The organism is Bradyrhizobium sp. CCBAU 53351 (assembly GCF_015291745.1).
Lineage (GTDB): Bacteria > Pseudomonadota > Alphaproteobacteria > Rhizobiales > Xanthobacteraceae > Bradyrhizobium.
In genome coordinates this window covers 903,104-915,708 of record NZ_CP030059.1, presented here as the reverse complement: position 1 = coordinate 915,708, position 12,605 = coordinate 903,104, and the positions used below count along the sequence as shown (strand labels likewise).

General features: G+C 65.9%; 11 protein-coding genes. 8 read left to right on the top strand and 3 right to left on the bottom strand.

What is annotated here, in order from left to right:
* Window positions 1-87 precede the first annotated feature (87 nt).
* The gene (locus XH83_RS04355) at window positions 88-981 is read left to right on the top strand and encodes a YihY/virulence factor BrkB family protein (protein ID WP_194405844.1); all 894 of its coding nucleotides are present in this window, start codon (window positions 88-90) and stop codon (window positions 979-981) included.
* Here XH83_RS04355 and XH83_RS04350 read toward each other — a convergent pair.
* A complete protein-coding gene (locus XH83_RS04350; RefSeq protein ID WP_194405843.1) occupies window positions 908-2,173 on the bottom strand; it encodes an ATP-binding protein in 1,266 nt (421 codons plus the stop codon). The genes XH83_RS04355 and XH83_RS04350 overlap by 74 nt on opposite strands.
* Before the next feature lie 103 nt (window positions 2,174-2,276).
* The gene (gene gluQRS, locus XH83_RS04345) at window positions 2,277-3,143 is read right to left on the bottom strand and encodes a tRNA glutamyl-Q(34) synthetase GluQRS (protein WP_194408165.1); all 867 of its coding nucleotides are present in this window, start codon (window positions 3,141-3,143) and stop codon (window positions 2,277-2,279) included.
* 208 nt (window positions 3,144-3,351) lie between these two features.
* Here gluQRS and XH83_RS04340 point away from each other — a divergent pair, with 208 nt between their 5' ends.
* Complete coding sequence (locus XH83_RS04340) at window positions 3,352-4,005, top strand: DNA-3-methyladenine glycosylase (protein ID WP_194405842.1); 654 nt, start codon at window positions 3,352-3,354, stop codon at window positions 4,003-4,005.
* On the opposite strand, the gene XH83_RS04335 is transcribed toward XH83_RS04340, so the two are convergent.
* A complete protein-coding gene (locus XH83_RS04335; protein ID WP_194405841.1) occupies window positions 4,002-4,889 on the bottom strand; it encodes a LysR family transcriptional regulator in 888 nt (295 codons plus the stop codon). The genes XH83_RS04340 and XH83_RS04335 overlap by 4 nt on opposite strands.
* A 178-nt stretch (window positions 4,890-5,067) precedes the next feature.
* Between XH83_RS04335 and XH83_RS04330 the strand changes: the two genes are divergently transcribed.
* From XH83_RS04330 to XH83_RS04305, 6 genes are all read left to right on the top strand, one after another.
* Complete coding sequence (locus XH83_RS04330) at window positions 5,068-6,042, top strand: nitronate monooxygenase family protein (protein ID WP_194405840.1); 975 nt, start codon at window positions 5,068-5,070, stop codon at window positions 6,040-6,042.
* A 37-nt stretch (window positions 6,043-6,079) separates the two neighbouring features.
* Window positions 6,080-7,264, top strand: coding sequence for an ABC transporter substrate-binding protein (locus tag XH83_RS04325; RefSeq protein ID WP_194405839.1), 1,185 nt, complete (start codon window positions 6,080-6,082; stop codon window positions 7,262-7,264).
* Between the two features lie 23 nt (window positions 7,265-7,287).
* Window positions 7,288-8,814, top strand: a complete 1,527-nt coding sequence (locus XH83_RS04320) for an acyl-CoA synthetase (protein ID WP_194405838.1) — start codon at window positions 7,288-7,290, stop codon at window positions 8,812-8,814.
* Window positions 8,815-8,965: 151 nt separating this feature from the next.
* Window positions 8,966-10,729, top strand: a complete 1,764-nt coding sequence (locus XH83_RS04315; RefSeq protein WP_194405837.1) for an NAD(P)/FAD-dependent oxidoreductase — start codon at window positions 8,966-8,968, stop codon at window positions 10,727-10,729.
* Window positions 10,730-10,855: 126 nt separating this feature from the next.
* Window positions 10,856-11,833, top strand: coding sequence for a peptidyl-alpha-hydroxyglycine alpha-amidating lyase family protein (locus tag XH83_RS04310; protein WP_194405836.1), 978 nt, complete (start codon window positions 10,856-10,858; stop codon window positions 11,831-11,833).
* 214 nt (window positions 11,834-12,047) lie between these two features.
* Window positions 12,048-12,605 (top strand): HNH endonuclease, encoded by a 558-nt coding sequence (locus tag XH83_RS04305; protein WP_194405835.1) that lies wholly within the window; start codon window positions 12,048-12,050, stop codon window positions 12,603-12,605.

Here is a 12,605-nt window from a genome sequence, read left to right as displayed (position 1 = left end):
GCGTGATGATTTCCGATTTGTGCCGATTGCCTGCCCTTCTCGCCTCTCCCTGCGTCCAGGGGGAGAGAGCAGCGGCGTAGGTGCCACGTGAAAGCCGTCCGCTACATCTACTGCGTTCTGGAGGATGCGTTCTACACGTTCCTCGCCGATGACGGCTGGGCGATCGCAAGCCACATCGCCCTGTCGACACTGATGGCGCTATTCCCGTTCCTGATCGTGCTGACCTCGCTCGCCGGCTTCTTCGGCTCCAAGGAACTCGCCGACCAGGCTGCCAGCCTGATGCTGCAGATCTGGCCCAAGCAGGTCGCCGATTCGATCTCGGGCGAGGTCCATGACGTCTTGACTACGACCCGCACCGGCATTCTGACCATCGGCGCGGCGCTGTCGGTCTATTTCGCCTCCAACGGCGTCGAGGCGCTCCGGGTCGCGCTCAACCGCGCCTATGCGGTGGTGGAGATGCGGCGCTGGTACTGGCTGCGGCTGGAATCCATCCTCTACACGCTGATTGCGGCTTTCACCGCGCTCGCCATGGCGTTCCTGATCGTGCTCGGCCCGCTCCTGATCGAAGCGGCGCGGCGCCATATCCCGCTGTTCGTCGAGTCCAACGAGAGCATCCTCACCTGGCTGCGCTACGGCATCACCATCGGTGCGCTGGTGGTGGCGCTGATCATCCTCCACGTGTGGCTGCCGGCGGGACGGCGGAGATTTGTCCAGATCCTGCCCGGCATCATCTTCACCATCGTGGCGTCGCTGATATCAGGCATCGTGTTCGGCCAATATCTGGCGCGCTTCGCCAACAATTACGTGACGATGTATGCGGGGCTCGCCTCGGTCATCATCGCGCTGGTGTTCCTGTACTTCATCGCCGCGATCTTCGTTTACGGCGGCGAACTCAACGCCGCGATCATCAAGTCGCGGCTTCCTCACGGCGTGTCGCTTCAAGCAGCGCAGTCGCTAGCGCCCGCGGAGACACAGGCTTGACCAGGAAGGCGTCGGCGCCGGCCTCACGCGAGGCTGCCTCGTCCTCGCCGCGACCGGACACCCCGATGATCGGGATCTGAGCCAACGGCGCGTCCATGGTACGGATCCGCCGGATGGCCTCGACGCCGTCGATGCCCGGCAGCACCATGTCCATCAGCACCGCATCGAACGCGCCTTGCGCAAGCCGGCCGACGGCGTCCTCGCCACGCCCGATGAACTCGGCATGATGGCCGAGCTCGGTCAGAATCGTGTTGAGCACGACACGGCCGAACGGGTTGTCCTCGACGCTGAGGACGCGCAGCGCGGCGACCGTATCGACCCCGGCCCCGCCCTTTGTCTTGCTGGATTTGCCCGGTCCCGTGGCATCCAGTGACACCGTCAGGGTGAAGGTGGCGCCGCCGCCGCGTCGTGGTGCGACGCTAATGTCGCCGCCCATCGCCCGCGCCAATTGCTTGACCGAGGACAGGCCGAGACCGGCGCCGCCGAAGCGCGAGGCAATGGTGACGTTGGCCTGCGTGAACGGGCGGAACAGCCGCTTGATCTCGGCCATGGTGAGGCCGATGCCGCTGTCGGACACCGCGAAAGCAACGCCGACCCTGCGTTTGGTTTTGGCCTTGCCTTTGGCAGGACGCCACGGCTCGACCGCCAGCGCCACGCCGCCCTGGTCCGTGAATTTCACGGCATTGTCGATCAGGTTCTCGAGCGCCGCGCGCAGGCGGACGGGATCGCCGACCACGAGGCCGGGGAGCTTGTCGGAGATCTTCACCTCGGCCTGGAGCCCCTTGGCTGCGGCGCGCCCCGCAAGCGAATCGCCGGCGCTGCGGGCGAGCGTGCGCAGATCGAACAGGTCCTGCCGCAGCGCGCTGCCCCTGCCGGCCCCCTTGCCGCTCCTGGCGGCATCCACGAACAGCGTGGCAAGGCTCGCCAGATGCTCGGCCCCGGCCTTGATGGTGTCGGCCCAGCGCCGCTCCCGTTCACCGAGATCGGAGGTCGCGAGCAGGTCACTGATCGCCAGAATGCCGGTCAGGGGGGTGCGGACCTCATGGGCAAAGGCGGCGAGCGCCGCCTGGACCACGTCAGGCGCAACCACCTTCGTGCTGCGCTTGCGCACCTGTGCAGTCGCCCCGGACCGTTTCCGAGGCGGTCGGCTGGACGTCCGCGTGGTGCGCGCTGGGCGCTTCTTCGCCGCCATGAATTCCCTTCGAAGTCTCCCTTTCGGGCCCGGGTTGTTTACCGAGCATGGCACGGCGAAACACCCGGAGTCACGGCGACGTTTCGCTAACCCCCAGAGAAACTTAACCTAATCCCACCAGCTGGCGGACACCGGCAGGCGTGATACCGGCCGCGCGCAAGGCGCGCAGGCCGGTCGAGCCGCTCGATTTCGACAGCTTCCGCCCGTCACCGTCGCAAATCAGCCGGTGATGGCGGTAGGCGGGTTCGCCCAGGCCGAGCAGGGCCTGGAGCAGGCGATGGACGGAAGTCGCGTGAAACAAATCCTGGCCGCGAACGATCTCGCTGACGCCCTGCAGCGCGTCGTCGACGACCACGGACAGATGGTAGCTGGTGGGCGTCTCCTTGCGGGCCAGGATCACGTCGCCCCAGGCCTCCGGTCGCGCCGGGACGCGCGCGCCGTCGGGCTTCTCGCCGAATTCGTTCCAGGTCAGGCCGGCGATCCGCTGACAGGCGGCCGCCATGTCGAGCCGCAGCGCGTAGGGCATGCCCGATGCGATGAGACGATCGCGCTCGGGAGCCGAGAGCGATTTGGCATCACCAGGATAAAGCGGCGCGCCGTCGGGATCACGCGGCCACGGGCCATCCGCCTCGCGCGCGGCAACGAGCTTCGCGATCTCGGCGCGGCTTTCGAAGGCGGGATAGACGAGACCAAGCGCCGACAGCTCGTCCAGCGCGGCGCGATAATCGGCGAGATGCTCCGACTGCCGCCGCACCGGCGTCTCCCACTCAATCCCGAGCCAGGCAAGATCCTCGTCGATCGCCGCCTCGAATTCCGGCCGGCAGCGCGTGCCGTCGATGTCCTCGATCCGCAACAGCAGCCGCCCGCCGCTCTCGCGTGCGCGATCGAAATTCAGCAGCGCGGAGTAGGCGTGGCCGAGATGCAGGAAGCCGTTGGGGCTGGGGGCAAAACGGAAAACGGGTGGCACCATCTGATAGATCTCGTCATGGCCGGGCGTGGCCGCCACGGCTGTCATTCCGGGGCGGCCCGAAAGGACCGAACCCGAAATCTCGAGATTCCGGGTTCGATGTCCGGGTCGCGCTTCGCGCGATCCCGTCGCATCGCCCCGGAATGACGGAGTAGGATAATAGATGCGTGGTCAAGCCCGCGCATGACGTCGGAGAGAGCCTGCCAAACACATGACCATCCACCTCGAAACCCAATCCGATCTCGAAGAGGCCGTCCAAGCGCTGATCAAGCGCGATCCGCGCCTGAAACCGGTGCTCGAAATCGCGGGCATGCCGGCGCTGCGGCGGCGCGAGCCGGGCTTTGCGGGGCTTGCCCACATCGTCTGCGGGCAGCAGCTGTCGACCGCGAGCGCCGCGGCGATCTGGGGACGGCTGTCGGCGGCCTTCGACCCGTTCGACCATGAGGCGGTGGGGCGCGCCCGCACCGACCGGCTGGGGCGGCTCGGGCTCTCGGCCGCCAAGATCAAGACGCTGAAGCACCTGGCGCGCGAGATCCGCGCGCAGCGGCTGAACCTCGACGTGCTGGCCGAGGAAGACGCCGATGCCGCCCATCACACGCTGATCGCGCTGCCCGGCATCGGCCCCTGGACCGCGGACGTCTATCTGCTGTTCTGCCTCGGCCATGGCGATGCCTGGCCGGCCGGCGACCTCGCCGTGCAGGAAGCCATCAAAATCGGTCTCGGCCTGAAGGCGCGGCCTACTGAGAAGCAGATGGCGCCGCTCGCCGAGCCCTGGCGTCCCCTGCGCGGCGCGGCGGCGCATTTGTGGTGGAGCTATTACCGTGCGGTGAAGAAGCGCGAGGGCGTGCTGGCAGGATCGAACTAGCCGCGCAGCCGCTCGCGATCGGCGCGGGCGCATTCGGCCACGAAATCGACCACGGCCCGCACCGCGGACAGTTCGACCAGATCAGGGTGAGCGAGCAGCCAGAGATCGGCGACGCTGGCGAGCTTCTGCGGCGCGACACGCACGAGGTCCGGATAGCTCTCCGCGACGAAGCACGACAACGCGGAGATCCCGATTCCCGCGCGCACCGCCGCCAGCATGTCGCCCTGCGACGAGCAGCGCATCACCATCGTGCCCTGCCGCGTGATCGCATCGCTCCAGCGCGCCAGCTGCGCGTTGGAGTCTTGATCGGCAAAGCCGATGACGCTGTGCCCCTTCCACTCGCCGCTGCGCTCCGGCAGGGACCGGCCCGCCGCATAGTCACGCGAGGCATAAAAACCGGTGCCGAGACGGCCGATCTTGCGGCCGACCAGATTTTCCTCGCCGCTGTCGACCGGACGCAGCACCACGTCGGCTTCGCGGCGCCGCACGCTGGCCGGAAATGGATGCGTGATGATCTCGAGCCGGATGTGATCATGCGCGCCGAGGAAGGATCGCAGCCGCGGCATCAGCCAGTGCGAGGCCAGCGTCGCGCCGATCGACAGCTTGACGGTGCCGCGCGCCTTGCGGCCGCCGGCGCCAACGGCCGCCTCGGCCCGCAGCGCGGCAGCGGCCATCGCCTCCGCATGCTCGCGCAGAGTGCGGCCGTCGGCGGTGAGCACGAGCCCCTCGGCGGCGCGCGCCAGCAGCTTGGTGCCGAGCTGCGCTTCCAGCGCCATGATCTTGCGGCTCACGGTCGGATGGCTGACGTGCAGCCGCCGCGCCGCCGCGGTGAAACTGCCGGTATCGGCGACCGCGACGAAGGTCTTGCAGAGATCCCAATCCACAGGCACTCCCGTTCAAACTTGGATAGACATATGTTCAATATTGAACGGTCCCCCGGCTGCCGTGCAACCCTATAGTGAGGCCAAAGGCGCTAGCGGACACCCGCCGGCGCGACAATCGACATGGAAGCGCTCGACCATCGGCCGACAGGCCGCCGACGCGCGCCGTCAGGAGGATCGGATGGCACTGCCCGCCCTGCTCAAGAACAATCTCGAGCTGCCCGTCGTCGGCTCACCCCTCTTCATCGTGTCCGGCCCGGAGCTGGTGATCGCGCAATGCAAGGCCGGAATCGTCGGCTCGTTTCCCGCGCTCAATGCCCGTCCGGTCGAGAAGCTCGACGAGTGGCTGAGCCGCATCGAGGACGAACTCGGCGAATACAAATCGCGCAATCCCGGCAAGAAGGTCGCACCCTACGCCGTCAACCAGATCTGCCATGCCTCCAACGACCGGCTGATGAAGGACATGGAGACCTGTGTGAAGCACAAGGCGCCCATCATCATCACCTCGCTGCGGCCGCCCGCGGAGATCGTCGAGGCCGCGCATTCCTATGGCGGCCTCGTGTTCCACGACGTCATCAACGTCAAGCATGCGCGCAAAGCCGCCGAGCAGGGCGTCGACGGCCTGATCCTGGTCTGCGCCGGCGCCGGCGGGCACGCCGGCACGCTGTCGCCCTTCGCGCTGGTGCGCGAGGTCAAGCAATGGTTCGGCGGCGCCATCCTGCTGTCGGGCGCGATCAGCGACGGTTTCGGCATCGCCTCGGCGCTGACGCTGGGCGCCGACCTCGCCTATATGGGCACGCGCTTCATCGCGACGAAGGAAGCCAATGCCGACGAGGCCTACAAATCCGCGCTGACGCAGCACGCCGCGCATGACATCGTCTACACCAACCTGTTCACCGGCGTGCACGGCAATTATCTCGGCCCTTCGATCGCCGCCGCGGGACTCGATCCGGACAATCTTCCGGCCGCCGACAAGTCGAGGATGAATTTCGGCTCCGGCGGCAACATGAAATCAAAGGCGTGGCGCGACATCTGGGGATCAGGCCAGGGCATCGGCCAGATCGTGGACGCGCCGCCGGTCGCCGAGCTCGTGGACCGGATGAAGGGCGAATTCGACCAGGCAAGACAGGATTTCCTGATGCGCGCCAGCGCCTGATGGTTCGGACTGACAGAACGAAAAACGGGAGGACACCATGAAGCTGGCAGCCGCACTGATCGGCCTGTCGTTGCTGACGCTCGCCGCCGGCAAGGCCCATGCCGAAGGCAGCGATGAGATCCGGATCGGGCAGACCCTGCCCTATAGCGGCCCGGCCTCCGGCTTCGGCGCGATCGGACGGACGCAGGAGGCGTTCTTCGAGAAGGTGAATGCCGAGGGCGGCATCAACGGCCGCAAGGTCAAGTTCATCACGCTGGACGATGCCTATTCGCCGCCGAAGACGGTCGAGCAGACCCGCAAGCTTGTGGAGCAGGACGAGGTGCTGATGATGTTCGGCTCGCTCGGCACCGCCACCAACAGCGCCGTGCAGCGCTACCTCAACGGCAAGAAGGTGCCGCAGCTCTTCGTGCTGTCCGGCGCGACCAAATGGGCCGATCCGCAGAAATATCAATGGACCATGCCCGGCATGGCCGCCTACGAATCCGAGGGCGTGGTCTATGCCAAGCACGTGCTGCGGACCAGGCCGGGCGCCAAGATCGCCATCCTGTCCCAGAACGATGATTTCGGCCGCGACTATGTCGCCGGCTTCAAGCGCGCGCTCGGCGACAAGGCCGCGAGCATGATCGTCGCGGAGCAGACCTACGAGACCAGCGCGCCGACGATCAGCTCGCAGCTTTCGACGTTGAAGGCATCGGGCGCCGACGTGCTGTTCGGCGTCGTGCTCGGCAAGTTCACCTCGCAGATGATCAAGGGCGTCGCCGAGATCGGCTGGAAGCCCGAGCTGTTCTTCGTGCCGACATCAGCCTCGTCGATCTCGTTCCTCGAGCCGGCCGGGCTCGACAACGCGGTGGGCCTGATCTCGTCGAGCAACCAGAAGGACACGATGGACCCGCAATGGGCCAGCGATCCCGGCGTGAAGGAGTATTTCGCCTTCATGAAGCAATACATGCCGACCGCAGATCTCTCCAATTCCAACTACGCGGCCGGCTACCATTACGCGACGCTGCTGATGACGGTCCTCAAGGCCTGCAAGGATGATTTCAGCCGCGACAACATCATGCGCCAGGCCGCGTCGCTGAAGGACGTCAAGCTGCCGCTGCTGCTGCCGGGCATGTCCGTCACGACAGGCCCTGACGACTATCTGCCGTTCCAGCAGCTGCAGCTCCGCCGCTTCAACGGCAAGAGCTGGGTCGGGTTCGGCGACGTGCTGGACGATCGGTGATGCGAGCGGAACAAGGACAGGCCATGATCATCAGCGGCGAACGCCGGATCGGCTATGACGAGATCCAGGCGCGCATCAAACGCGCGGCGAGCGGGCTTCGCGAGATGGATCTTGCCGAAGGCGCGCCAGTCGCCATGATGCTGCGCAACGATTTCGCGCTGTTCGAAGTGGTTGCGGCCTCTGCCGCGCTCGGCAGTCCGGTGGTGCCGATCAACTGGCATCTCAAGGCCGAGGAAGTCCGCTACATCCTGACTGACAGCGGCGCGAAGATCCTGGTTTGCCATGCCGACCTGCTGCCGCAGATCCGCGCCGGGATCCCCGACGACGTCCGCCTGCTCGTCGTCGCAAGTCCGCCGGAGCTTGCGGCGACGTTCGCCCTTCCTCCGGGGTTGACCGAGGTTCCCGCCGGACTGACCGATTGGGACCGCTGGCGCGACGGCCACACCGAAACCCAGGAGGCGCCGCGCCGCGCCGCCGCGATGATCTATACGTCGGGCACCACGGGCATGCCGAAGGGCGTGCGGCGCATGCCGATGCCTCCCGAGCAGGCCGCCGCCTCCGAGCGCGTCGGCGCCATCGCCTACGGCATCAAGCCGCGCGAGGGCCAGATCGTGCTGATCAACGGGCCGATGTATCATTCGGCGCCGCATTCCTACGGCATGATGGCGTTCCGCAACGGCTGCACCATCGTGCTGCAGGCGCGGTTCGACGCCGAGGAACTCTTGGCGCTGATCGAGCGGCACCGCGTGACGCACATCCACATGGTGCCGACCATGTTCGTGCGCCTGCTCCGCCTGCCCGAGGCGGTGCGCCATCGCTATGACCTGTCGTCACTGCGGTTCGTCGTGCATGGCGCCGCGCCCTGCCCGCCCGAGGTCAAGCGGGCCATGATCGAATGGTGGGGACCGGTCATCAACGAATATTTCGGCTCGACCGAGACCGGAATCCCGGTGTGGCATTCGGCCGAGGAAGCCCTGAAGAAGCCCGGGACGGTCGGCTGCGCCATCGAAGGCGGCATCGTCAAGATCTTTCGCGATGACGGCAGCCTCTGCGGCGTCGGCGAGGTCGGCGAGATCTTCATGCGGCAGACGGCGGTGCCGGATTTCGACTATCACGGCAAGGCGCAGGCCAGGGCCGAGGCGGGGCGCGAGGGTCTCGTCAGCGTCGGCGATGTCGGCTATCTCGACGAAGACGGCTATCTGTTCCTGTGCGACCGCAAGCGCGACATGGTGATCTCGGGCGGCGTCAACATCTATCCCGCCGAGATCGAGAGCGTGCTGATCGGAATGCCCGGCGTGCGCGATTGCGCCGTCTTCGGCGTCCCTGACGCGGAATACGGCGAGCGGTTATGCGCCTGCATCGAGCCCGACAGCGGCGCACAGCTCTCCGCCGGCGCCGTACAAGGCTGGCTGCGCGACCGGCTGGCCAACTTCAAGGTGCCGAAGGACGTTCAGTTCCTGGATGCGCTGCCCCGCGAGGCGACCGGAAAGATCTTCAAACGCAAGCTGCGCGATCCCTATTGGGCTGACCACAAGGCGGGCGGGCCTTAGTTCACCGCCGAAGCCCGGCCAGGGCATCGCCGGCACATTCCGTCCGAGCAGTGCCATATGCCGGCATCGCTGGGGTCGCCGGCTTTTGGCGGCCCGCGAAACAGGATAGCTTCGACCCGAGGAAACGCCGCGAAGACGGCCACGAGGTCGCATGCTGGACAGGACGAAGGATATCGCCGCATCCGCGCAGGCCTGGCTCGATGCATTCGAGCGCACGCTGGGCAAGCCCGAGCCCGATGCGCTCGGCCATCTCTTCCTCGCCGACAGCTTCTGGCGCGACGCGCTGGCGCTGAGCTGGAACCTGCAAACGCTCGCCGGCCGCGACACGATTGCGCAAGCGCTGGCCGCGCTCGCGCCCAGAGCGTCACCAACCGATTTCAAGATCGCGCCCGACCGCGCACCGCCGCGCTGGGTAACGCGCGCCGGCACCAATACCATCGAGGCGATCTTCAAGTTCGAAACCGCGATCGGGCGCGGCAGCGGCATCATCCGGCTCATTCCGGATACCGCTGACGGCGACCGTCTGAAAGCGTGGACACTGCTGACCGCGCTCGAGGAGCTCAGGGGATTCGAGGAGCGGCTCGGCACCTCGCGACCACGCGGCCAGGCCTATTCGCGCGATTTCCGCGGGCCGAACTGGCTCGATCTGCGCAACGCCTCGCGCGACTATGCCGACCGCGATCCGGCCGTGCTGGTGGTCGGCGGCGGCCAAGCCGGGCTTGCGATCGCAGCGCGGCTGAAGCAATTGCAAGTCGACACGCTGATCGTCGATCGCGAGACGCGGATCGGCGACAATTGGCGCAAGCGCTATCATGCGCTGACCCTGCACAACCAGGTGCAGGTCAATCATTTGCCCTACATGCCGTTTCCGCCGAGCTGGCCGACCTATATCCCCAAGGACAAGCTCGCCAACTGGTTCGAAGCTTACGTCGACGCGATGGAGCTGAACTTCTGGACCGGCACCGAATTCGAGGGCGGCGCCTATGACGAGGCGAAGGCATGCTGGACGGTGACATTGCGGCGCGCCGACGGGGGCAAGCGCACCATGCAGCCACGCCATGTCATCATGGCGACCGGCGTCAGCGGCATTGCCAACATTCCTGCTATTCCGACCCTCGACAATTTCAAGGGGACGCTGCTGCATTCCAGCCGCTACGAGGACGGCGAGAGCTGGACCGGCAAGCGCGCGATCGTCATCGGCACCGGCAACAGCGGCCACGACATCGCGCAGGATCTCTATTCCAGCGGCGCCGAGGTGACGCTGGTGCAGCGCTCGCCCACCCTCGTCACCAATATCGAACCGTCGGCGCAGCTTGCTTATGCCACCTACAATGAGGGCACGCTCGAGGACAACGATTTGATCGCGGCCTCGATGCCGACGCCGCTCGCGAAGAAGACGCACGTCATGCTGACCGAGCAGTCGAAACAGCTCGACAAGGAGCTGCTCGACGGCCTTGCCCGCGTCGGCTTCGAGCTCGATTTCGGCGAGGCCGGAACGGGGTGGCAATTCAAATACCTCACCCGCGGCGGCGGCTATTATTTCAACGTCGGCTGCTCCAATTTGATTGTCGAGGGCAAGATCAGGCTCAGGCAATTTGCCGACATCGAGAGCTTCGTCACCGAAGGCGCACGGATGAAGGACGGCTCGACCCTTGCGGCCGACCTCGTCGTGCTCTCCACCGGCTACAAGCCGCAGGAATACCTCGTGCGAAAGCTGTTCGGCGATGCCGTCGCCGACCGCGTCGGCCCGATCTGGGGCTTTGGCGACGGCTTCGAGCTGCGCAACATGTACGCGCGCACTCGGCAGCCCGGCCTCTGGTTCATCGCCGGCAGCCTCGCGCAATGCCGCATCAACTCGAAATTTCTCGCGCTGCAGATCAAGGCGATCGAGGAGGGAATTTTGGGGCGGACGTAATCACAGTCGTCATTCCGGGACGCGCGTAGCGCGAACCCGGAATCCATGGAGACTCCGGGACCCGCGGCCCAATGGATTCCGGGCTCGCGACTTCATCGCGCCCCGGAATGACAAGAGGAGAGATCAGTGCCAGCCATTCTCGGCAGCGGCGAGCATCGCTATCGCGTCGTCGACAACTTCGCAAAGTTGCCGGGCGGCTGGCAGCTCACCGACGTCGCCTCGGTCGCGGTCGACAGCAAGGACCGCGTCTACGTCTTCAACCGCGGCGCTCATCCGATGGTCGTCCTGGACCGCGAGGGCAATTTCCTGCGCAGTTTTGGCGAAGGGTTGTTCTCGCGCGCGCACGGCCTGCACATCGACGCCGACGACAATCTCTATTGCACCGATGACGGCGACCACACCGTGCGCAAATGCACCACCGACGGCAAGGTGCTGCTGACCATCGGCATCCCCGCAAAACCGTCGCCGTTCATGAGCGGCGAGCCGTTCCACCGCTGCACCCACACTGCGCTGTCGCCGAAGGGCGAGATCTACGTCTCCGACGGCTATGGCAATGCGCGCGTGCATAAATTCACGCCGGACGGGAAGTTGATGACGAGCTGGGGCGAGCCGGGCACCGATCCTGGCCAGTTCAACATCGTGCACAATATTGCCACCGATCCCGACGGCTGGGTCTATGTCGCCGACCGCGAGAACCATCGCGTGCAGGTGTTCAACGGCGAAGGCAAATACGAGACGCAGTGGAACAATTTGCACCGCCCTTGTGCGCTGTGCTGCTGCGGCGGAGCGAAGAGCCCGACCTTCGTGATCGGCGAGCTCGGCCCCGGCATGGCCGTCAACCGCAAGGTGCCCAATCTCGGCCCGCGACTGTCGATCGTGGACGCCAAGGGCCAGCGCATCGCACGGCTCGGCGGCGAGGACGGCCCGGGCATTGCCAGCGGCAAATTCCTGGCGCCGCACGGCATCGCGCTGGATTCGAAGGGCGACATCTATGTCGGCGAGGTCGGCGTCACCGACTGGAAGACCAGCTTTCCGGACGAGGAGATGCCGGCAACGGTGCGCGCCACGCGATGCCTGCAGAAGCTGGAGCGGGTCCGGGAGTAGCTGCCACGGCACGTCACGACGTGCAGAGGCAGGCAGTTCCGCGCCCGCCGCATGCCTCCGCCAGATCGCGGCTTTTTGTGCGCCTTCGCCACCCCGGCGCCGCATTGCTTGCGCCTGAATAAGTCGCTCAACGGGCTTCACAATCCCGTCACGCTGCATGTAGTATGTCAACACATGCTGCTTCGCAGCGTATATTGGAGGCCGGGAGCGTTACTTGAACGCACATGTCTCGCAAGGCAGTTGGCCGGTGTTGGTGCTGAATGCGGACTTCCGGCCGCTGAGTTACTACCCGCTGTCTCTTTGGTCGTGGCAGGACGCGATCAAGGCGGTGTTCCTCGACCGCGTCAACATCGTCGCTCACTACGATCAGGCGGTCCACAGTCCGACGCTGCAAATGCAGCTGCCGAGCGTCGTCTCGCTCAAGTCCTTCGTCAAGCCGACCACCCACCCCGCCTTCACCCGTTTCAACGTCTTTCTGCGCGATCGTTTCGCCTGCCAATATTGCGGCTCGCCCGAAGACCTCACCTTCGATCACATCATCCCGCGCAGCAAAGGCGGCCAGACCACCTGGGAGAACGTGGTCGCGGCATGCTCGCCGTGTAACCTGCGCAAGGGCAATCTGACGCCGGCGCAAGCAAGAATGTTTCCGCGCCAGAGCGCGTTTGCGCCGACCGTGCACCAGCTCCACCGCAACGGCCGCCTGTTTCCGCCGAACTATCTGCACGACAGCTGGCTGGATTATCTCTACTGGGATACGGAGCTGGATCCGTAG